The sequence below is a fragment of the Stenotrophomonas sp. YJH_SMC_33 genome, from assembly GCF_059372295.1.
In genome coordinates this window covers 206,396-227,534 of record NZ_JCAFVJ010000006.1, presented here as the reverse complement: position 1 = coordinate 227,534, position 21,139 = coordinate 206,396, and the positions used below count along the sequence as shown (strand labels likewise).

Here is a 21,139-nt window from a genome sequence, read left to right as displayed (position 1 = left end):
ATGACGGGCACCCACGCTCCCGTTGTCCTGGTTACCGGGGCCTCACGAGGCATCGGCCGGGCCATCTGCGAACTGCTGGCAGCACAGCACGTCCAGCTGGTGATCGTCGCGCGCGATGACGACGCGCTGCGCGCGCTCGCCGCCGAGGTCACTGCACAGGGGGCACCGGAACCGATGGTCGCGGTCATCGATCTGGCTGACGTCGATGCGGTGGCCGCCGTGTTCAAGCAGATATTCAACCAGTTCGGCCGCCTGGATGGGCTGGTGAACAACGCAGGGGTCCTGCACGAAGGTCTTCTGGGCATGATCCGTGCCGAAGACATCGACCGCGTGCTGGCGGTGAATGTCAAAGCGCCGTTGATGATGATGCAGCATGCAAGCCGGATGATGGCACGAACCCGGAAGGGCAGCATCGTCAACCTCGTCTCGATCATGGGCGTCAATGGCGCTGCAGGATTGAGCCTGTATTCGGCAAGCAAGGCGGCACTGGTCGGTGCAACCCGATCCGCGTCGAAGGAACTGGCTGCCAAGGGCATTCGCGTGAATGCGATTTCGCCGGGTTTCATCGATACCGACATGACCCGCGCCATGCCGCAGGCCGCCCACGCCAAGCGGGTGGAATCGATCGGCATGGGCCGCGCAGGAACGCCGCGCGAAGTGGCCGAGCTGGTCGCCTTCCTGCTCGGCGACAGCTCCGCCTATATCACCGGCCAGATCATCGGCATCGACGGACAGATGGTGGTCTGAATGCAGTTCTGGCAGTTGGCGCACGGCAACCGCACTGCGCTCATCGAGGGAACACGGACGCTCAGCTATGACGAACTGGGCGTGCTGGCCGATACCCTGGCCATGCACCTGCCCGCCGGGCGGGGCATGGGCGTGCTGGCGATGCCCAGCACGATCGACGCGGTCGCGCTCTATCTGGGCGCCCTGCGCAGTACCCGCCAGGTACCCCTGCTGATCCAGCCCGATGTCGACCCGGAGCTGCTGGACGCGCTGCTGACCCAGTACGCGCCGGACTGGCTTGCCATGTCGGGCACGGCGCCGGCGGGTTACCGGACGGTGCATGTCGCAGGCACTCTGGGCATCCACCTGCGCGAAACCCAGCTCACGCTGCCATCGCCGCATGGCGACCTGGCGCTGTTGCTGAGCACCTCGGGCAGTACGGGTTCATCCAAGCTGGTGCGGTTGTCCGCGCAGGGCCTGGCCGCGAACACGGCATCGATCGTTGCCTATCTCGGCCTGGGTCCCGAAGACCGCGCCATCACCACATTGCCATTGGCCTATTCGTTTGGCATGTCCATCCTCAACAGCCATCTGGGCTGTGGTGGCTGCGTGGTGCTGAGCGAAGACAGCCTGATGACCCGCGAGTTCTGGGAAGCCGCACGCGGCAATGCGGTCACTTCCCTGTCCGGGGTTCCGGCCACCTACGAAATACTGCGCCGCATGGGCCTTGCGCGCCTGCAGCTGCCCAGCCTGCGCATGCTGACCCAGGCCGGTGGCCGCCTGCGCGACGAACTGGTCCAGCATTTTGCCGAGTCTGCCAAGGACCACGGCCTGCAGTTCTTCGTCATGTACGGCCAGACCGAAGCCTCGCCCCGCATCAGCTATGTTCCCTCCGAGCGGCTGCTGGACAAGATCGGCAGCATCGGCATTGCGGTGCCGGGTGGTCGTATGCATGTCGATGCGGAAAGCAGTGAACTGGTCTACGAGGGGCCCAATGTCATGATGGGCTATGCCACCTCGCGCGAAGAACTTGCGCGCCCCGACGAACTGCACGGCCTGCTTCGCACGGGCGATCTGGCCCGTGTGGATGACGAAGGGTTCCATTACATCACCGGGCGCGCCAAACGGTTCCTGAAGATCTCCGGCAACCGCGTCAATCTCGACGAAGTGGAAGCGATGCTGTCGACCGCGCTCGGCCGTCAGATCGCCTGCTCGGGCAATGACGACGATCTGGTCGTATTCAGCCATGGCGATGCCCCCGCCGCGCAGGACAACGTCCGCCAATTGGTGCAGGCGCGCTACAAGCTGTTCGGCGGCCTGGTCCGCTGCATCCATCTGGATTCGCTGCCGCTGCTGTCCAGCGGCAAGATCGACTATCTGTCGCTGCGGCAGCTCGCCGCGCAAGGAGCACGTCAATGAACGCAGGCACGGACAGTTCGCTGGCAGCGGCTGCGCTGGAAGCGGAGGTCTATGGGCTGGGCCGCCAGGCCAAGCGCGAATGGCTGCTGGACGGCCTGCAGTCGCTCACCCGGCATCACCACCTGTCCTGCCCGCCCTACCGCGCCATGCTCGATGCATTGTGGCGCGGCGGCCAGGCGGACTCGCTGGAATCGCTGCCCTGGCTGCCGGTCCGGCTGTTCAAGCAGATCGACCTGAAGAGCGTCGCCGACGACCAGGTACTGCGCACGCTGGTTTCCAGCGGCACCACGGGCGCTGCCGTCTCGAGGATCTTCCTCGATGCGGAAACCGCACGCGCGCAGACCCGCGCCTTGACGCGGATCTTCTCCCACTTTGCCGGCAACCGCCGGATGCGCATGCTGGTGGTCGACGACGACTCGTTCCTGCGCGATCGCAGCCGCTTCAACGCGCGCGCAGCCGGCATCCTGGGCTTCTCCAACTTCGGCCGCGACCATCTGTACCTGCTCGACGAACAGCTGCAGCCCGATTGGGCAGCACTGGCGCACTGGCTGGCCAAGGCCCCGGACGAACCGGTACTGCTGTTCGGCTTCACCTTCATCGTCTGGCAGTCCTTTGTCCAGGCTGCCGCACGCGACGGCGTAACGCTGCGCTTTCCCGAAGGCAGCATGCTGGTTCATGGCGGCGGCTGGAAGAAGATGGACGAACAGAAGGTCGACAATGCCGCTTACAAGGCCTCGCTCTCCAGCACCTTCGGTATTGATCGCGTCCACAATTATTACGGCATGGTCGAGCAGGTCGGATCGATTTTCTTCGAGTGCGAGCACGGTCATCTTCATGCACCGGCTTATGCCGATGTGATCATTCGTGACCTGCAGGATCTCAGCCCAACAGCCAATGGAACCGCAGGTGCCGTGCAGGTGCTGAGCCTGCTGCCTGGCAGCTACCCGGGGCACAGCCTGCTCACCGAGGACCTGGGCGTGATCCACGGCGAGGACGATTGCCCTTGCGGTCGACTCGGGAAGCATTTCAGCGTACTGGGCCGCATCAAGAACGTTGAAGTCCGCGGCTGCAGCGACACACGAACGGTACCCCGCGCATGACACAGATCCTGTTTTCCATTGACGCAGACGCAGCGCTGCCGGATCAGCTGGCGCGCCTGGCCACGCTGCCGCCGCTGCCACCTTTCAGTGCGGAGGCGCGCGCGTTCGTTGCCGATTTCGCACGACGTGTGTTCGCGCTGCCGGTGCTGCGCGAGCATCCCGAACTGGCGACGCTGGCACACTGGTTCCGTCCGGCGGCGCAGGAGCAGCTGTCGCGGCGCCTGCTGGCGCCGTCCACCGAACACCTGCTGGCACGTGGCCTGGTGTTCCATCTTGCGCCGGCCAACGTCGATGTGCTGTTCGCCTATGCCTGGCTGATGTCCGTGCTGGCCGGCAATCGCAACGTAGCCCGCCTGTCGCAGAAGCACAGTCCCCAACGCGAGGCACTGGTCTCGATCCTGCACGCCATGCGCGAGGAAGGGCTGCATGCCGACGTCCTGCAGCGAAGCGTGCTGCTGACCTATCCGCATGATGACGCGGTGACTACGTTGATCTCCCGCAGCTGCCATGCGCGGATCATCTGGGGCGGCGACGCAACGGTCGCCAAGATCCGTTCCTTGCCGCTGGCGCCGCTGGCTGTTGAACTCGCCTTCCCGGATCGATTCGGTGTGGCAGCCATCGATGCCGCGCATGTACTGCAGAGCAGCGACGCAGACCTGCAGCAGCTTGCCCACCGGTTCGTTAACGATGTTCTCTGGTTCGGCCAGCAGGCGTGCTCTTCACCCCGCACCCTGTACTGGGTTGGCGCGCAGGAAACAGTGGAGGCCGCGCGTGCACGGTTCTGGCCTGCGGTACGCTCGCAATCCGGCGCCGTCGCAGATGAGCCCGCCGCGATGATGGCCCGGGTGACCGATGCCCACCTGATGGCCGCACTCTCCTCCGATGGCCTGCATTCGGGCACGTCACTGGGCACCTATCCCCTTACGCTCGATGCTGCCCGCGCCGATGGAAACCTGCGCGAGCTGCAGAGTGGCCACGGGCTGGTGGTGGACGTTCAGTTGGACACGCTGGAAGCACTGGCGCCACAGCTGGATGATCGCGACCAGACGCTCGTCGTGCAGGGTTTCCCGCGGGAATCGCTGATCAAGCTGCTTGACCGGCTCGGTAATCGTGCCATCGACCGCATCGTGCCTTTCGGCCGCGCACTTGACTTCCACCCGGTCTGGGACGGCACCGACCTGCTGGACGTGCTGACCCGCAAGATCACCCTGCCAGGGAACTGAGACGATGAGCTACCTCTTCATCGCGTTGACGATCATGCTGACGGTCTACGGCCAGCTGATCCTGAAGTGGCAGGTAGGCGTCCACGGCCACCTGCTTTCCGCGCCGCTGCAGCCTTTGAACGTGCTGCAACTGCTGCTCAAGCCATGGGTCATTTCCGCCTTTGCGGCAGCCTTCGGTGCATCGCTGTGCTGGATGGCGGCCATCAGCAAGATGCCGATCAGCCGGGCCTACCCGTACATGGCGATCAATTTCTTCCTGGTTGCGCTGTTTGCCAGCGTGATCTTCCGTGAGCAGCTGGATGGATACAAGATCGCCGGAACGCTGATCATCATGCTGGGTGTGGTCGTGCTGTCACGATCGGTCGCCTGACACCATTCCAACGCCCACCCTGCGAGGCACACTCTTGATTCCCTTCAACAAGCCCTTCATGACTGGTCGTGAGCTCTGGCACATTGCGCAGGCGCACGCCAACGGCCACCTGTCCGGCGACGGTCAGTTCACCAAGCGCAGCCACGCCTGGCTTGAACAGCGCACCGGGGCGCAGCGGGCGCTGCTGACCCACAGCTGCACGGCCGCGCTGGAGATGGCGGCGCTGCTGCTCGACCTGCAGCCCGGTGACGAAGTGATCATGCCGTCCTATACCTTCGTGTCCACCGCCAACGCATTCGTACTGCGAGGGGCGGTGCCGGTCTTCGTGGACATCCGCGAGGACACGCTGAACCTGGACGAGCGCCTGGTGGAGGCTGCGATCACGCCGCGCACCCGCGCCATCTGCGTAGTGCACTATGCCGGTGTCGCCTGCGAAATGGACAGCTTGCTGGACATCGCCGCCCGCCACGGCCTGGCCATCGTCGAGGATGCAGCACAGGCCATCATGTCCACCTACAAGGGGCGACCACTGGGCACGATTGGCGAATTGGGGGCCCTCAGCTTCCACGAAACCAAGAACATCATTTCAGGTGAGGGCGGCGCCCTGCTCTGCCGCGACGCCCAATTCGGCGAACGCGCGGAAATCCTGCGCGAGAAGGGAACCAACCGCAGCCGCTTCTTCCGCGGCCAGGTCGACAAGTACACCTGGGTGGACGTCGGTTCCTCCTTCCTGCCCGGCGAAATCACCGCCGCATTCCTCTGCGCGCAGATCGAAGAAGCAGACCAGATCACCGCGCGCCGCCTGGCCATCTGGGACCGTTACCAGCAATGGGCGGCGCCGCATGAAGCGGCTGGCCGGCTGCGCCGGCCGATCGTACCGGCCGACTGCCAGCACAACGCGCACATGTTCTACATGCTCCTGCCCGACCTCGACGCGCGCACCCGCTTCATCTCGGAAATGAGGAACCGCGGGGTGCAGACCGTTTTCCATTACATTCCGCTGCATTCGGCACCCGCCGGCCTTCAGGCCGGCCGTACCCATGGCGAGCTGCACAATACCGACGCCCTCAGCGAGCGGCTGGTGCGCATGCCACTGTGGGTGGGCGTGGAAGAGCACCTTGAGGCGATCTTCGCAGCTGCGGACGACGTGCTCGCATGAATCAACCGGTCACTTCAGCAGCGCAGGACGCCCGGGAACTGCTCAAGGGGTTGCCCGGCTGGTACTCCAGCCTGACCATGCTCCGCCGCCTGCAAGGGCTGATGATGCTGGTCGCGGGTCTGTTGCTGCTGATCCTGCTGATCGTGCCGTACAACCGCCAGGTGCTGGTCATTGACCTGGAGAGCGCACAGCCTGGGCGGCTGCAGGTCTATTTCGACATGGGACAGGGCCTCTCCGAGTCCCTGTCCATGATCAAGCGCTATCAGGCCGGCCAGACCGAACTGCGCTACGAGCTGCCACGCGGCACGCTGCATGGCGTCCGGATAGATCCTGATCCCGGCGCAGCGCCCATCGTGTTCACGCATATCGGCGCGGTTGGCTTCGGCGGGCGCGAGCGACAGACGCTCGCAGACCCGCTGCAGCTGGAAGGTGTGCAGATGGCACGCGACACCAGCCCCGGCCTGGAACACGCACGGTTCGTGATCGCCGCCGATGCCACCGATCCACAGCTGGCGATCCCGCTCGCGGTGCCGATGAAAAGCAACTCCGGCGTAGCACCGGCTACGTGGAACCTGCTGTGGTGGGCATTCTGGTTGAGCCTGCTGGTAGCCATCAGCCTCCAGTTCCTGCGCCGGCCCATGCCGCTCCTGGCATTGGCACTGATCGTGCTCGGGCTGTGCACCGCGCTGTCGATGTTCTCCCCGACCTCGGGGCGTTCGGTGCACCCCGATGAGCTGCTGCACGACGCGGATGCGGGGTATTTCCAACACCATTGGGCGCCGCCGCGCATGGATGCAGCGGACCTGGCGACCAGCTTCACCAGCAGTCCGTATGGCGTGACCTATCTTTCCGAATGGAACGTTGTCTACCTGTTCGCCGCAAAGACCTCACGGATCTTTGGCGAGCTGGGCCTGGACGTGATGCTGTCCTATCGCGCGTTCAATCTGGCATTGTTTGCGCTGATGCTCGTTGGCCTGGTGGTGATCCGCGCGCCGCGGGGCAGCTACATCCCGCTGCTGATCACGCCACAGCTCTGGTACGTGTTCTCCTATTTCAATGGCGATGCAATGCCCTTCGCGCTGGGCATGCTGGCCGCCACGATCGCACTGATGCCCGAGGGCCCACTGCAGCGCTTCCTGCAGCGCCGCGGGCCCTTCGACGCCGCCACACTGGGGCATCTGCTGGTGTTCTGCACCTGCCTGGGCCTGTTGCTTCTTTCGAAGAAGAACTACTGGCCGGTCGCAGCGTTCATCGCGTTGTCGATGTCGGTCGTCGCGCTGCGACTGCGCGCCCTGCTGGCGTCGTCCCTGGTCGTGCTGCTGCTGGCCGGCGTTGCCGCCAACGGCGCCGGCACGGGGCTGGCCGCTGCGGCGGGCTCCTCCCTGCTCACCGTGGTGGGCATCATGGCCGGCCTGTCGCTGCTCTACTGCTTCTATGCAGCCTGGGTCCTGCTGCGCGAATCCCACAGCCGCGCAGCGATCGGTCGCATTTGTCTGACCCTCGCACTGTCGGCAGCGGTGGCCCTGCCGTGGATCGCGGCCGATGCCTACAAGCACCGCGGCGGCCCGGGCAAGACCGCACTGATCGAGCAGCAGCGTGAGCGGTTCGCCGAGCCCGCATTCAAGCCCTCGGTGACCCGCACGCTGTCCGCAGAGGTCTCCGGGTTCAAGCTCCAGGAGAAGGGCGTGCAGATCGGGCAACTGCTCGACGCACCGAAGGAGTGGCACGTGGGAACGTTCCGCAGCTTCTTTGGCGTCTATGGCTATATGGAGTACTTCGACACCGAGAGCGCCTATCGGTTCGTCGGCTGGTGCGTGCTCGGGGTCCTGTTGCTCGCGCTTGCCTGGGGACTGGGCACCCGCACGCTCTCCCCTGCCCTGGCCATCACCAGTGTCGGCTGCGGGCTGGCACTGGTGCTGGCCTCGTTCCTGCACAGCTGGACCTATGATTTCCAGCCGCAGGGGCGCTATGTGATGGGCCTGGTGGTGATGATGGTGCCGCTGTTCATGCGCACCGGCGAGTCGCAGTGGGGACGCGTCCTGTTCACCGCCGTGGCGCTGCTGCTGTTCGTACTGTCAGCCGCTTCATTCACCCATATCGCGCTGCCGCACCTGGTCTGACACCAGCGGCGGCAGCCGGGTGTGCAGGACATCACGCGGGCGAAGCGCAATGTCGTAGTTGAGGAAGGCCAGGATCAGCTGGAGCCCACTGAGAATGGCCATAGCAGGCAGCACCACCGTACCCACCGGTGCTGCCAACCCCGCCACGGACAGTTCGAACCAGCGAACAGCGCCGTAGGCACCGCCTCCGAGCAACAGCACGACACCGGCCACCAGCTGCAGCGATGCCACTGACAGGTCGCGCAGGAAATAGTTGTAGCTGATGCGCTTGGCGAAGTTGCGCGCGTGCTTCAGGGCGAACTCGCCCAGCACCTTGCCTACGCTGAGGTTGCTGACCTCTTCGCCGTAGTGCGCGTCCATCGGCACGTCCACCACCACGGCACGCACGGCGTTGAGCCGGAACAGCAGGTCGGTTTCGAAGAAGTACCGCTCGCTGAGTTTTGCCAGCGGCAAGCGTGCGGCGACCGCGGCGTGGATGGCGGTGTATCCATTGGTGGGATCGAACAGATCCCAGTAGCCGGTGGATGCTTTGGCCAGGAAGGAAAGCCCCAGATTACCCAGGCGACGGAGCCAGGGCATGCGGCTGATCTGGCCCAGATCCCAGAAACGGTTGCCCTTGGCATAGTCGGCCTGCCCGCGCGCGATCGGAGTCACGAACAACGGCAGCAGTCGCGGATCCATCTGCCCGTCGCCGTCCACTTTGACCAGGATCTCCATGCCGTCGGCAATGGCAGCCCGATAGCCGGTCACGACCGCACCGCCCACGCCCTTGTTCCGGGCATGGCGCAACACCCGCACCCGGGCGTCATCCGTATCAGATTCGATGAAATCACCCGACGCCTCGGGGCACGCATCGTCCACGCAGTAGACGGCCGTCACCTCGGGGCCGATCGCTGCCAGCACACCGCGTATATGGCGGGTGACCTTGTAGCACGGGATGATCACCGCGATGCGCGGTACGCAGGGAGCGGCCTGGGGAGCGTCGGGCGAGAGAGCAGCGGTCATGGTTGCAGAGGATAGAAGAAGAGGCCGCCCGGTGCGGCAATCGCATCCTGCACGCTCAGGCCCAGCCTGCCCAGCTCGGTCATGCACAGGCGTGTTTCCAGCATGTCACGATCGGTTGCACGGTCGGAACGATCAATCAACACATGGGTCACCCCCAGCCTTCGCAGCTGCTGGCGCGCTGCGGCGGGCTTGTTGCTGCAGAGCAGCTGTCGAAGATCGCGTGCCGTGAATGGATAGCCGGCCCCCAGCCGTACATTGAACAGATAGTCACGCTGTCCGAACGGAAGATAGGGCGCGACGCTGGCAGAGGGCAGCACCCAGTCCTCGCGCCCATTGAGCATGACCGAATAGGCCGGTACCAGCACCACCGCATCCGCCGGCAAACGCGCCTCGGCCTGCTGGAACGCCCGCACCTGCTTTTCGTCCACTGGATAGGGCCATCCCATGGTCCTGGCCCGCGGTGCAGGCGGTGGCACCACTGCAAAGGCCAGGGCCCCAAGGGCGACCACGATGGCGGTGGCGCGGCGCAAGCTGGCCTTGGGCAGGGCGCGGAGGTGGCGGCCTGCACCCACCGCGTCCAGCAGCAGCAGCAGCGACGCCAGTGCCAGCACCGACTGGATGAGCAGCGCATACATGCCCAGCAGGTCGATGTAACGCTGCGAGTAGGTGCTCAGCAGGCTCGCTTCCAGCGAACTGTGGCCGAGGGCGAGCAGGACGATGTTGGCAAGCCGCTGTGCACACAGCACCGAGAGCAGCAATCCAATCTGCCACCCCAGAATCGACACCAGCAGACGCCGGCTTTCCGCGGCCCAGCGGCGCCAGAGCAGCGCTGCCAGGCCTGCCGCAATGCTGGCAAGCGCCAGACCATGTCCCAGCGGATGGATGGCGCGCCACAGGAACTGGCTGGAATCGGGCATCCACTGCGTCCAGGGCGCCGGCTGAGGCCCGTGCCAGAGCTCCCACATCACCGCCGCACGAAGCGCCTCCGGCAGTGAACCCTCGACCAGAGCAACGGAGGGTGGCGTGTACAGGCGCAGCCCCAGGAACTGCTGCAGCCCCGCCCGCACCTCTGGCACGGCTTCTGCCACAAGCTGGAGGTAGTAAGGATCGGCCAGCAGCAACACAACGCCGGCCGCCGTTCCGGTGAACAGCCCCAGCAGCGGCATCAGCAGGCGAAGGGATAGTCCACGCGTGTGCAACCACGGGAACACCGCCACGCAGAGGAACAGCGGCACGGAGAAACCAGCGTAGGCCACTGCCAGTGAAGGATTGAGCTTGACCGCCATTGCCCCGGCAAAGGGCAGCGCGGCCCAGCAGAACGCGGCGCTGCGCCGGTTCCGCGCCATGCCGTGCAGGGTGGCCGCCAGGGCGGGCAGCAGCAGCACTGCCAGCGCACTCAGGCGCCCGGTGCTGTTGAGGTCTGCCACGGGATAGAAGTACGTGGTTCCGCGCAGCATGAGCGCACCCAGGCCCGCAAGCAGCAGTGCGCCGCCGGCCATCAACAGCGCCGGCGACAGCCCCCGTGAGCGCAGGCGCCCCCATACCAGCTCGGTCAGCCCCACCACGGCCAGCGTCGCCTGCAGGGCCGGTTGCACCTTCAGGAACGGCCCCAGGTGATGGCCCATGCCGGGCCAGGCCCACAGCGAGGCCAGCACATGCAGCAGCTTCGGGTACTTCTCCAGCCAGGCGGTGCCGCCGGCGGTCAGCAGCGGATAGCCCGCTTCGTACATTGCCGTTGTGAAGGCAATATGCTGATGGGTATCAAGCCCCAGCGCGCCGGCACGCCGCGAGTACAGCGCGGCGGTGGCGACCAGTGCGAACAGGCCCAGCAGGGTCGGCAACGAAGAACCGCTGCATGAGGGCACAAGGCTGCGCGCAAACCCGCGTGCCTGCGTTCGATGCAGCAGCAGACTGATCGACAGTGCCGCCATCACCATAAACGGCAGGGCCAACGGCAGGTCGGCCCAGCTCGTCCAGGCCCAGGCCAGCGGAGCCGAGACAAGCCAGACCAGCAGCAGTGCAAACTGGCCCAGCCAGGCCTTCAGGAAGAGGCAAGGTCCCTGCGCTGTGCTTGCCAGCCCCAGCCATGCCAGTACCCGATGACCGAACCATCCCATGGACAACAGGGAGACCGCCAGCAGAATGACGAACTGGAACTGGGAAACACTGCGCGAGCAGAGCAGGATGAAGATCAGGACGCCGGCGGCCACCCACCTGCCGCGGTTGCGCCCCAGCACGCCATGGCTTGGCCCGTTTCCAGCACTGGCGACCATGTAGTCAGCCGTCTGCCAGCACGCGGCTGTGCACGTCGCTGGCAATACGGGCGAATTCGCCCTGGCCGAGCAGGGCATGATCGCTTCCGGCAACGGCACTCTGCATCATGCCGCGCTGTTCAAATGCATCCACCAGCGCCACAAGCCCCGCACAGATCGCCTCGGGGGTCATGCTGTCGAGCGAATGCACGTTGGCCACGGTCTGGTCCAGCCGCTTGTTGTCGTAGCGGTTGGTCAGCACCTCCATGCCGAACGCGGCCATTTCCAGCGGCGGATAACTGGGGTGCGGTGAGACCATCAACGACAGGCCGATCGCCGACGTCGACAACAGCCGGGCATACGCATCGATATCCAGCTTGCCGAGCGCCTTCAACGCGAACGGGCCTAGATCCAGGTCGGCCTGCAGTTCGCCCGGTGCCGCCACCTCCCACTGCCTCGCGCGCGGGTCCTTCCAGCCCCACAGGCGCAGGCCCTCGCAGATCAGCTCGAATGCATTGCGCGGCGTGCCCGGGCGCGCGTAGACAACGATGCGGCGCTGGCGGGGAACAGCAGCATCACGGACCTGCTGCAGCGCCGGGCGCAGCCCGTCATGCAGAACCGGTTCGAACACCGAGTGCTTCTCGTAACGCAGGCCATGCTGCTCGAAGAACCCGGCAAGCAGGGCCGTGTTGAAGATGCCGATGTCGCGCGCAGGGCGGTACGTGCTCAGCGACAGCGCGTACTGGCTCGACCAGGCATAGAACCCCGGCTCGAAGTCCTGGATGAGGTAGATCATCGGGCGATCAATACCGCCGTTGTCGCCCTGCCATTGCGACATGCGCTGGGCCGCGTATGCGGTCCACCATGCGGTTGCCACCCAGATGTCCTCGCCGGCCACCGGCAGGGTCTTCTGGTAGCGATCGCTGAACGGCACGATCTGCCGCATCGCCGTGGAGGTCTGGTCTGCAGGCACCAGTACGTGGTCGGAGAAGCGCGAAAGCGCTTCTTCATCCGGTGAACTGTCGACCAGGATGATCCGCGATGCAGGGAAGAACCGGCACAGCTCGCGGTAGATCAGCACAGCGGTATGGATGCCGCCGAAGTAATGTTGCTTGTTGATCGACGGCAGCACCAGGTTCAGCCGCCGCCCCTCCCACGGGTCGTGCCGGGGGGTACAGGGAGTGATCTCGGCAACGTGGGTATTGGGCGTGGGCGCACCGGGAGCGCTTGCATCCAGGCGCGCGGCGACGCGCCGCAACAGGTTACCCAGGCGGCTCATTGCACGGCCCCGCGCAGACGGGGCGATGAAGCCATGTAGTCCAGGTTCGGGCTGAAGAACGGATCGCCCTCTTCGCGATACGGCGAGTACGCTTCGGCCGAGCGCACGAAGTCGCTCTCGGGGATTGCACGCGGATCACGCGTCTTGGACTCGTGATGGATCATCACCGCACGTGCGACGTAAACGGTGGCAAGGCCGCGTGCATGCGCACGCAGGCACAGCTCCACATCGCTGCCGCAGACAATGAAGGATTCATCGAACCCGCCCAGCGACTCGAACGTGTCACGTGCCACCACCATGCAGGCGCCCGTCACGGCCAGCACCTGGCGCTGCAGCACCGGGGAAACGAACAGGTTCTGGTTGTGCACCGGCGCTTCACCCTTGAATACATGGTCGGCCCAGCCGCCCATGCCGATCACCACGCCGGCGTGCTGGATGGTGCGATCGCCGTACAGCAGCAACGGGCCGCACACGCCCACGTCCGGCCGCAGCGCGTTCTCGGCAAGCCGTTGCAGCCACTGCCCATCGATGATCTCGGTGTCGTTGTTGAGGAACACCAGCACCTCGCCACGCGCTTGCCGCGCAGCCAGGTTGTTCAGTGCCGACCAGTTGAACGGCACATCGGCACGGATCACCCGGAAGCTCTCGCGGCGGGACATCGCCTCCAGCCACTGCAGGGTCTCGGCCTGGGTTGAACCGTTGTCGACGACGATGATCTCGAATGCACGGTAGTCGGTCTTGGCGTACAGCGATTCAACACAGGTCCGCAGCAGGTCCAGGCCATCGCGGGTGGGAATGATGATGCTGGCCAAGGGGCCCTTGTCCGCGTATGGGTAGCGCACGTCGTAGCAGAACAGCTGCTCGCCGTCGTCAACCTGCGCGCCGGGGTGGGTTGCCTGCACATGCTGCTGCAGCGCGCGACGACCGGCGTGATGCGCGTAGGGCTTGGAGCCGGCATTGGCCGCGGTGGAACCGGCGTGCGCGCGCCAGTGGTAGAGCACCTTGGGCACATGCGCGATGGTGGCGCCGGCGGCGGCACAGCGAAGCACCAGATCGTAGTCCTGCGAGCCATCGCAGTCGCTGCGCAGCCCCCCCAGCTGCGCCACCAGCGCAGCATCGAAGCTGACCAGGTGACCCAGGTACATCTGCGACAGGAACAGGTCCAGATTCCAGTCGGGCTTGAAGTAAGGATGGCGGAGGCGGCCGTCTTCGCCCAGCACATCGTGGTCGGTGTACACGACCCCTGCCGAGGTGGCCACATGACAGGCAACCACCGCAGCCAGTGCATCCGGCTCCAGCAGGTCGTCATGGTCCAGGAAGGTGATCCAGCGCCCCTTGGCCAGTGCGACCGCAGCGTTGGTCGTGGCCGCAATGCCCTGCCGCTCACTTGAGCGCGAAACACGCAGGTTCGGCAACCGCCGCGCCAGTTCTTCCAGCACGCGTGCCACATGCGGTTGATCGGACGCATCGTCGTGGATGCACAGCTCCCAGTTCAGGTACGTCTGTGCTTCGACGCTGGCCACGGCCTCGCGCAGGAACACTTCCGGCGTGTTGCAGACAGGCATCACGATGCTGATCAGGCCAGCGTCCGCCGGAATCGCGGCCGGCGCCTGCTGGCGCAGCCATTCGGCGTAGACGTCCGGCGGCGTGGTCGCCGCCGCCGTATGCGATCCATTGGCATAGGCAAGAATCGCCCGGGCCAGATGCTTCGGCCCCTTGCGTGCGGCGCGGGCCAAGGCAGAGAGGATGGTGCCGACAGAGACACCCTGCCCCTGTGCGCGACGAATGCTCCAGTAGATTCCGCGAAGCAGATTACCCATCTTGGACATCAGGCATTACCTCGTTGATTCAGTACGGTCACTTCCCGGTTGCCCCATCGCTTCAAGACACGCCCCAACCCACCAGCACGCCAATGACCAGGCCGCCCAGCGTCAACCCCACCATTGCGGCTTGCCACTTGCGGCGCGAGCGCTGGTAGTCCGCCGCGCGCTGCTGCAGGCGCTGCTCGAGCTCGCGCTCCACATCCAGTGCCTGCAAGCGGGCAGCCTCCGCGGCCTCCGCGGCCTCCACCAGCTCAGCCATGCGTGCCTGGGCGCTCTGCAACTGCTGCAGCTCATCAGCCACACGCGCCTTCAGCTCCTGCTCGCGCTGCTGCCAATCCAGCTCGGCCTGCTGCCACTGGTCGCGCTTTCGCAGCCACCCGGCATCGGCCTCGTCCTTGGCCTGCTGCAGCTGCTGCGCATAGGCGGCGGTGGCGCCCCACTCGCGCTTGGCCACGGCAAGATCGGCGATGTAGGCATCCAGCAGCCGCGCCGTGGATTCCCATTCCTTCTCCGAATTGGCGGTACGCACCGCCAGCTCACGCAAGCCGCCGGCGAGACCGCTCAGCAGCGCAGTCGCCTCTGCATCGAGATCGGCACGGAACGGCGGGTTGGCCTGCAGGCGCGCCGCATCGCTGGGCAGGCGCACGGCCACGCAATACTCGCGATAGGGCTGGTCGCTGTGGTCGCCGGCGAACACCCGGCTGTTGTAGAGACGGTCGGCGGCGCTGACCAGGGGTTCCAGCTCGGGGAACTTCACCTTGATGAAATGCGCACCCATCAGGCTGGACCACAGCGCGGCATTGCCCTGGCCGAAGCGCAGCACCGTCATGCCAGCGCTTTCAAACGCGGCCACGATCTCGGCGGTGTCGACCAGGCCGAATTCCTTGTGCTCCTGCAGCCAGACGTAGTCCTCGCCGAACAGCTCACGCCAGCGACCATTCGCATCGACTTCAGCGTCGCGCACCCACGGCTGGTCCGGCGGGAAGCCGACGATGACCGCACGGCTGGCGACACGCGCCATCTCGGCTGCGGCCTTGGCACGCAGGGGCGCGGGAATATGCTCAAGCACATCCAGCGATACGACGGCGTCGAAGCCCTGCTCGGGGAACGGCAGCGCGGTGGCGTCAGCCACCACGAAGTCCTTCTCGTCCCCTTCGGCATGCAGGTCGGTGTACAGGAACGTTGCCTGTGGCAGGAACTGCCCGAGCAGACGCTGACGGTTGGCCCCTACTTCCAGCACCCGCGGCGCGGGCAGATCCAGCGCCTGCAGCAGATGCGTCGCCGCAGCGTAGCGCTGGTAATGGTCAAAGGGAATTTCAAGCAGCGTCGGGGTCATGGACCTTCCACTCATGCGGGATATAGACCACGCCCTCACTGAAGTAGGGCGCAGCCACGGTGAAGACACTGGCTTCGGACAGATAATCCAGGCAGACCAGGCCCTTGTCGGTGAACAGTCCCACATCAACGCGGTAGCTGCCGGTCAGCAGGGTCATCGACGGGATGCAGTAGCTGACGCGGTGCGAGCCGCGGGAGGTGGGAATCACCACCCGCTCAAGATAGGTGTTGGGGCCAAAGATATGCAGGCCGTCCATGCCCTTGATCGCTACGCCGAGCAGCAGGCCATCGACCACCTCATCGCCGACGGTATAACTGATGTCCACCGTCAGCGGCTCGAACGGGGCCAGCATGTCGGTGCTCAGTGCAACCGTTTCAAGATGCGCGGGGATGCTGCCCGGGGCGGGTGCCTGGCGCACTTCGGCATCCTGCGCCACGGCCAGGTCCTTGCCCAGTTCGTAGTCGCGGAAACGGTCGGCCACGAAGCTGGCTTCACCGTGCAGCTTGACCTTGCCACCTTCCAGCCACAGCGCGGTCTGGCAGAAGCGCTTGACCTGCTCGAGCGAATGCGACACGAACAGGATGGTGGCGCCGCGTGCACGGATCTGTTCGATGCGCGCAAGGCATTTCATCTGGAAGCGGATGTCACCCACCGACAGTGCTTCGTCGATGATCAGCACATCCGGTTCGGTGTGGATGGCCACCGAGAACGCCAGGCGCACGTACATGCCGCTGGAATAGGTCTTGACCGGCCGGTCGAAGAAATCGCCGATATCGGCGAAGTCGATGATCGACTGCAGCTTGTCGTCCACTTCCTTGCGGCTCAGGCCCAGCAACGAGGCGCTCAGGTACACGTTGTCGCGGCCGGAGAAATCCGGATTGAAACCGGCCCCCAGTTCTAGCAGCGCGGCAAAGCGCCCGCGGATGCTGACCGAGCCGGAGGTCGGGCGCACCGTGCCGCACAGGATCTGCAGCAGGGTCGACTTGCCGGCGCCGTTACGGCCTATGATGCCGACGGTCTCGCCCTTCGGCACGACCAGGTTGATGCCGTCCAACGCGCGGAAGGTGCGGCTGGCCCGGTCGCCGGAAGGCTTGAGCAGCGACAGCAGGCGGTCGCGCGGGTTGGCGTAGACCGGATAGTCCTTGGTCACGCCCAGCACTTCGATGGCCGCGTCAGCTGAGGCCTGCAACGTGGTGGTCTGCGGGTTGTTCATAGGACGTCCGAGAAGCCGCGCGAGAGGCGACGGAAGAGCGCGAAGGCCAGCATCGCCGCCACTACCGAAAGCAGGAAGTGGGGCAGCAGCGCGGCCAGATCAGGCGCCGAATTCTGCACCGTCACCGCGCGCAGCTGTTCGATGGGCGTGACCAGCGGGTTGAAAAGCACCAGGCCCCGCGCCGCCTCGGGCATTGCATGCGCCGGGAAGAAGATCGGGCTGAGGAACAGCAGCACGCTGCTGAGGATGCCGACGAACTGGCCGATGTCGCGCAGATAGACCCCCAGCGCCGACAGCGACCATGCAATCGCAAGCAGCATGGGGGTCATTTCCAGCAGGATCAGCGGCGAGGCCAGCGCCCATGCCGACGGCAGCCCCGACTGCCAGGTCTGCGCGACCAGCAGGATGGTCAGGCCGATGCCGGCGGTGGTCAGCGCTGCGGCCACCTTTACCATCGACAGGACCGGCAACGGGAATACCACCTTCTTCACGAAGTTGGGCTGCCCGGCGATGATACCCGGTGCGGTGATCAGCACTTCCGACAGCAGCGTAAACGGTACCAGGCCTGCAAACAGCATCAGGGCGAAGTCGCCGGTGGATTCGGCCCCCGCCCATCGCGCCTTGAACACGCCACTGAACACCAGCGTGTACACGCATAGCATCAGCAAAGGTTGCAGCACCAGCCACAGAACACCCAACGTGGTGGTGCGGTACCGTGCTGCCAACTCACGCCCCAGCAGCTGGCGGAACAGGAACAGGAGATTGGCGTGCTTCTGCATGAATCAGCGGTTCCCTGCCAATGCCCGCTCCAGATCCACCTGCAGATCCCCCAACTCCTCCACGCCCACGCTCAGCCGCACCAGCGCATCGCTGATTCCCAGCTGCTCCCGGCGTGCGACCGGGATCGAGGCATGCGTCATCACCGCCGGGTGGTTGACCAGGCTTTCCACACCGCCCAGCGACTCGGCCAGGGTGAACAGCTCGGTCTTCTCGCAGAAGCGCTTGGCCGCCTCGAACCCACCCTTGAGTACGATCGAGACGATGCCGCCGTAGCCGGCCATCTGCTTGCCGGCCAGCTCATGCTGCGGGTGCGAGGCCAGGCCGGGGTAGATCACCTTCTCCACCGCCGGGTGCTTTTCCAGCCACTGGGCCAGGGCCAGCGCGTTGGCGCAATGTGCCTTCATGCGCAGCGGCAGGGTCTTCAGGCCGCGCAGGGCCAGGAAGCTGTCAAACGGGCCCTGCACGCCACCCACCGAGTTCTGCAGGAACGCCATCTGCTCGGCCAGTTCGGCGTTGTCACCAACCACCACCATGCCGCCGACCATGTCCGAGTGACCGTTGAGGTACTTGGTGGCCGAATGCAGGACCAGGTCCGCGCCCAGTTCCAGCGGGCGCTGCAGCATCGGCGAGGCGAAGGTGTTGTCGACCACCACGATCAGGCCATGGCGCTTGGCGATGGCAGCGACCGCGGCGATGTCCACGATCTTCAGCATCGGGTTGGTCGGGGTCTCGATCCACACCATCTTCGTCTTCGGCGTGATCGAGGCTTCGAACGCCGCCAGATCGGTCAGGTCGACGAAACTGAAATCCAGCCCGGCGGTGCGGCGACGCACGCGCTCGAACAGGCGGAAGCTGCCGCCGTAGATATCGTCCATCGCCACCACGTGGCTGCCGGCGTCCAGCAGCTCGATCACCGTCGAGCTGGCCGCCATGCCCGAAGCGAACGCAAAGCCACGGGTACCGCCTTCCAGCGACGCCACGCAACGCTCATAGGCGAAACGGGTCGGGTTGTGCGTGCGCGAGTACTCGAAGCCCTGGTGCTCGCCCGGGCTGGACTGGGCATAGGTCGAGGTGGCGTAGATCGGCGGCATCACCGCACCGGTACTGGGGTCGGGCGACTGGCCACCGTGGATGGCCAGCGTGGCCAGGGCCAGCGCACGGTCGGGCGAAGAGGAGTTGGACATGTCGTTTCCTGAATGGCGCCGACGTGCGGCGCCGTCAAAGGATCGGGAGTCTATCAGCGCAGCCTTAACGAGCTTTGACGCGAATAAACCGGAATTCAGCGGTGAACTGCCGTGATCGGCGGCTTACTGCACGCGACGGCGCAGGTAGTTCAGCAGGTCGATACGGGTGATCAGGCCCAGGAAAGCATCGCCGTCCATCACGATCGCCACCTGGCCGCGGTCGAACACCGGCAGCAGGGCCTCGATCGGCGACTTCACGTCCAGCCGGTCCAGCTTGCTGACCATCGCCGTGGCAACCGTGTCGCGGAAGCGCGCTTCGTCGCCATAGACATGCAGCAGGACGTCGCTTTCATCGACGATGCCGACCAGCTGGTCACCGTCCATCACCGGCAGCTGCGACACGTCATACAGCTTCATGCGCTGGTAGGCGGTGGTCAGCAGGTCGTTCGGGCCAATAACGACAGTGTCGCGCTGGCCGTACGGACGCAGGATCAGGTCGCGCAGGTCGCCGTGCTGCGGGCGCTGCAGGAAGCCGTTGTCCAGCATCCAGTAGTCGTTGTACATCTTCGACAGGTACTTGTTGCCGGTATCGCAGACCAGTACGAGCACCTTCTTCGGCGTGGTCTGCTCCTTGCAGTACTTCAGCGCTGCGGCCAGCAGGGTGCCGGTGGACGAACCGCCGAGGATGCCTTCCTTGCCCAGCAGCTCGCGCGCGGTGTGGAAGCTCTCGGCGTCGCTGATTGCATAGGCTTTCTTGACACGGCTGAAATCGGAGATCGACGGCAGGAAGTCCTCGCCGATGCCCTCCACCAGCCAGCTGCCCGACTTGTCGTTGAGCACGCCGTCGTTGATGTATTCGGCCAGGATCGAGCCGACCGGATCGGCCAGCACCAGCTCGGTCTTGGGCGACAGCTTGGCAAACGCGCGCGACAGGCCGGTCATGGTGCCGGAGCTGCCGCAGCCGAACACGATGGCGTCGAGGTCACCCCCCATCTGCTCCAGGATCTCCGGGCCGGTACCGAATTCGTGCGCTGCCGGATTGTCCGGGTTGCCGAACTGGTTGATGAAGTAGGCGCCCGGGGTCTGCTCGGCGATGGTCTTGGCCAGGTCCTGGTAGTACTCCGGATGGCCCTTGGCCACGTCCGAGCGGGTCAGGCGGACTTCGGCGCCCATCGCCTTCAGGTTGAAGATCTTCTCGCGGCTCATCTTGTCGGGAACGACGAGGATCAGCTTGTAGCCCTTCTGCTGTGCCACCAGCGCCAGGCCCAGGCCGGTGTTGCCGGCGGTACCTTCAACCAGGGTCGCGCCCGGCTTCAGGTCGCCACGCTGCTCCGCCGCCTCGATCATCGACAGGCCGATGCGATCCTTGATCGATCCGCCCGGGTTGGCGCTCTCCAGCTTCAGGTAGAGCTCGCAGACGCCGGTGTCCAGGCGCTGGGCCTTGACGATCGGGGTCTGGCCGATGAGTTCGAGGACGGAAGAATGAATGGGCATTCGGAGGACTTTCGATTCGCGCCGCGCAGGGCCGGACCGATGATTATCCGTCGGATGGCGATGAATGTCAGGTCGTTGCGCCGCGGGGCCGGAAGCCCGCAAAAAAGGGATGCGGACGGCCCCGGATCGACGAGGAGACCGGTGCCGCCCGCATCGGTGAGTTGTGCCTGAAGGCCAAGGCACCACCGCCTGTGGTGCCTTGGCGCGGCCGCCTCATCGGCGCGGCCGCGATGCCAGGGCAGGAGCCCCCGGCAGGGCCATCGATGGCCGGGTCACGCCGTTCCGGGCGCGACGATGTGCGTCAAAGCGTGGGGGACGTCGTTGGGAGCGGTGTTTCGTACATTCGCAGAAGACGTTGCTTGGCCAGCAGCTTCTCGCGCTTCATGCGACCCAGGGTGACATCATCGATCGGGAGTACACCCAACTCCGCGTCCATGCACTTCTTGTTCAACTTGCGGTGCTGGTCATGGAGTGCCCTGAACTCCGGATCACGCGCGCGACGTGCGTCGATCTCGCTCTGGGGCTGATCTTCAAACATGATGGACCTCCTTCGACAGATACACGAACGCCCCGGCCGAAAGGCACGGGGCGTTGTTCATGGAGGAGCGCCGGTCGATGGCCACCTGGACGCCTGCAACGACCTGCGGCACTGGCCT

Annotated in this window: 17 protein-coding genes; 7 read left to right on the top strand and 10 right to left on the bottom strand. The window is 65.3% G+C overall.

Annotated features, from left to right (window positions below; translation table 11 throughout):
• From AC5P9W_RS12020 to AC5P9W_RS11990, 7 genes are read left to right on the top strand one after another with little or no spacing between them, the layout of a single operon-like run.
• The gene (locus AC5P9W_RS12020) at positions 1-747 is read left to right on the top strand and encodes an SDR family NAD(P)-dependent oxidoreductase (protein ID WP_057496712.1); all 747 of its coding nucleotides are present in this window, start codon (positions 1-3) and stop codon (positions 745-747) included.
• Positions 748-2,145, top strand: a complete 1,398-nt coding sequence (locus AC5P9W_RS12015) for an AMP-binding protein (RefSeq protein WP_188250030.1) — start codon at positions 748-750, stop codon at positions 2,143-2,145.
• On the top strand, positions 2,142-3,245 hold the full coding sequence (locus tag AC5P9W_RS12010) for a LuxE/PaaK family acyltransferase (protein WP_111103805.1): 1,104 nt from the start codon (positions 2,142-2,144) through the stop codon (positions 3,243-3,245). Before AC5P9W_RS12015 ends, AC5P9W_RS12010 begins: the two co-directional genes overlap by 4 nt.
• Positions 3,242-4,468, top strand: coding sequence for an acyl-CoA reductase (locus tag AC5P9W_RS12005; protein WP_111103810.1), 1,227 nt, complete (start codon positions 3,242-3,244; stop codon positions 4,466-4,468). Before AC5P9W_RS12010 ends, AC5P9W_RS12005 begins: the two co-directional genes overlap by 4 nt.
• A 4-nt stretch (positions 4,469-4,472) precedes the next feature.
• On the top strand, positions 4,473-4,838 hold the full coding sequence (locus AC5P9W_RS12000) for an EamA family transporter (RefSeq protein ID WP_057496716.1): 366 nt from the start codon (positions 4,473-4,475) through the stop codon (positions 4,836-4,838).
• Positions 4,839-4,872: 34 nt separating this feature from the next.
• On the top strand, positions 4,873-5,997 hold the full coding sequence (rffA, locus tag AC5P9W_RS11995) for a dTDP-4-amino-4,6-dideoxygalactose transaminase (RefSeq protein ID WP_111103814.1): 1,125 nt from the start codon (positions 4,873-4,875) through the stop codon (positions 5,995-5,997).
• A complete protein-coding gene (locus AC5P9W_RS11990; protein WP_111103818.1) occupies positions 5,994-8,117 on the top strand; it encodes a hypothetical protein in 2,124 nt (707 codons plus the stop codon). The genes rffA and AC5P9W_RS11990 overlap by 4 nt, the downstream gene beginning before the upstream one ends.
• Here the strand turns inward: AC5P9W_RS11990 and AC5P9W_RS11985 are convergent.
• From AC5P9W_RS11985 to AC5P9W_RS11940, 10 genes are all read right to left on the bottom strand, one after another.
• The gene (locus AC5P9W_RS11985) at positions 8,082-9,122 is read right to left on the bottom strand and encodes a glycosyltransferase family 2 protein (protein ID WP_057496718.1); all 1,041 of its coding nucleotides are present in this window, start codon (positions 9,120-9,122) and stop codon (positions 8,082-8,084) included. The genes AC5P9W_RS11990 and AC5P9W_RS11985 overlap by 36 nt on opposite strands.
• Positions 9,119-11,395, bottom strand: coding sequence for a hypothetical protein (locus AC5P9W_RS11980; RefSeq protein ID WP_495219259.1), 2,277 nt, complete (start codon positions 11,393-11,395; stop codon positions 9,119-9,121). The genes AC5P9W_RS11985 and AC5P9W_RS11980 overlap by 4 nt, the downstream gene beginning before the upstream one ends.
• A gap of 4 nt (positions 11,396-11,399) precedes the next feature.
• Positions 11,400-12,653: a rhamnosyltransferase WsaF family glycosyltransferase gene (locus AC5P9W_RS11975; protein ID WP_111103828.1), complete on the bottom strand. Its 1,254-nt coding sequence runs from the start codon at positions 12,651-12,653 to the stop codon at positions 11,400-11,402.
• Entirely contained in the window at positions 12,650-14,482 is a 1,833-nt protein-coding gene (locus tag AC5P9W_RS11970) for a glycosyltransferase family 2 protein (RefSeq protein WP_242015219.1), read from the bottom strand. Before AC5P9W_RS11970 ends, AC5P9W_RS11975 begins: the two co-directional genes overlap by 4 nt.
• A 52-nt stretch (positions 14,483-14,534) precedes the next feature.
• Complete coding sequence (locus AC5P9W_RS11965) at positions 14,535-15,812, bottom strand: class I SAM-dependent methyltransferase (RefSeq protein WP_274602065.1); 1,278 nt, start codon at positions 15,810-15,812, stop codon at positions 14,535-14,537.
• The gene (locus tag AC5P9W_RS11960) at positions 15,793-17,025 is read right to left on the bottom strand and encodes an ABC transporter ATP-binding protein (protein ID WP_227852416.1); all 1,233 of its coding nucleotides are present in this window, start codon (positions 17,023-17,025) and stop codon (positions 15,793-15,795) included. Before AC5P9W_RS11960 ends, AC5P9W_RS11965 begins: the two co-directional genes overlap by 20 nt.
• Positions 17,022-17,804, bottom strand: coding sequence for an ABC transporter permease (locus AC5P9W_RS11955; protein WP_111103833.1), 783 nt, complete (start codon positions 17,802-17,804; stop codon positions 17,022-17,024). Before AC5P9W_RS11955 ends, AC5P9W_RS11960 begins: the two co-directional genes overlap by 4 nt.
• Before the next feature lie 3 nt (positions 17,805-17,807).
• Complete coding sequence (locus AC5P9W_RS11950) at positions 17,808-18,989, bottom strand: cystathionine gamma-synthase (protein ID WP_111103836.1); 1,182 nt, start codon at positions 18,987-18,989, stop codon at positions 17,808-17,810.
• A 123-nt stretch (positions 18,990-19,112) separates the two neighbouring features.
• The gene (locus AC5P9W_RS11945; protein ID WP_021202680.1) at positions 19,113-20,483 is read right to left on the bottom strand and encodes a pyridoxal-phosphate dependent enzyme; all 1,371 of its coding nucleotides are present in this window, start codon (positions 20,481-20,483) and stop codon (positions 19,113-19,115) included.
• Between the two features lie 301 nt (positions 20,484-20,784).
• A complete protein-coding gene (locus AC5P9W_RS11940; RefSeq protein ID WP_005407964.1) occupies positions 20,785-21,021 on the bottom strand; it encodes an HP1242/YdcH family protein in 237 nt (78 codons plus the stop codon).
• Positions 21,022-21,139 lie beyond the last annotated feature (118 nt).

Bases quoted from the DNA above. Each gene is read 5' to 3' on its own strand.
- AC5P9W_RS11940 (WP_005407964.1), bottom strand. From the start codon at position 21,021: ATGTTTGAAGATCAGCCCCAGAGCGAGATCGACGCACGTCGCGCGCGT.
- AC5P9W_RS11985 (WP_057496718.1), bottom strand. From the start codon at position 9,122: ATGACCGCTGCTCTCTCGCCCGACGCTCCCCAGGCCGCTCCCTGCGTA.
- AC5P9W_RS12020 (WP_057496712.1), top strand. From the start codon at position 1: ATGACGGGCACCCACGCTCCCGTTGTCCTGGTTACCGGGGCCTCACGA.
- AC5P9W_RS12010 (WP_111103805.1), top strand. From the start codon at position 2,142: ATGAACGCAGGCACGGACAGTTCGCTGGCAGCGGCTGCGCTGGAAGCG.
- AC5P9W_RS11945 (WP_021202680.1), bottom strand. From the start codon at position 20,483: ATGCCCATTCATTCTTCCGTCCTCGAACTCATCGGCCAGACCCCGATC.
- AC5P9W_RS12005 (WP_111103810.1), top strand. From the start codon at position 3,242: ATGACACAGATCCTGTTTTCCATTGACGCAGACGCAGCGCTGCCGGAT.
- AC5P9W_RS11950 (WP_111103836.1), bottom strand. From the start codon at position 18,989: ATGTCCAACTCCTCTTCGCCCGACCGTGCGCTGGCCCTGGCCACGCTG.
- AC5P9W_RS11980 (WP_495219259.1), bottom strand. From the start codon at position 11,395: ATGGTCGCCAGTGCTGGAAACGGGCCAAGCCATGGCGTGCTGGGGCGC.
- AC5P9W_RS11975 (WP_111103828.1), bottom strand. From the start codon at position 12,653: ATGAGCCGCCTGGGTAACCTGTTGCGGCGCGTCGCCGCGCGCCTGGAT.
- AC5P9W_RS12015 (WP_188250030.1), top strand. From the start codon at position 748: ATGCAGTTCTGGCAGTTGGCGCACGGCAACCGCACTGCGCTCATCGAG.
- AC5P9W_RS11990 (WP_111103818.1), top strand. From the start codon at position 5,994: ATGAATCAACCGGTCACTTCAGCAGCGCAGGACGCCCGGGAACTGCTC.
- AC5P9W_RS11960 (WP_227852416.1), bottom strand. From the start codon at position 17,025: ATGAACAACCCGCAGACCACCACGTTGCAGGCCTCAGCTGACGCGGCC.
- AC5P9W_RS11970 (WP_242015219.1), bottom strand. From the start codon at position 14,482: ATGTCCAAGATGGGTAATCTGCTTCGCGGAATCTACTGGAGCATTCGT.
- AC5P9W_RS11955 (WP_111103833.1), bottom strand. From the start codon at position 17,804: ATGCAGAAGCACGCCAATCTCCTGTTCCTGTTCCGCCAGCTGCTGGGG.
- AC5P9W_RS11965 (WP_274602065.1), bottom strand. From the start codon at position 15,812: ATGACCCCGACGCTGCTTGAAATTCCCTTTGACCATTACCAGCGCTAC.
- AC5P9W_RS12000 (WP_057496716.1), top strand. From the start codon at position 4,473: ATGAGCTACCTCTTCATCGCGTTGACGATCATGCTGACGGTCTACGGC.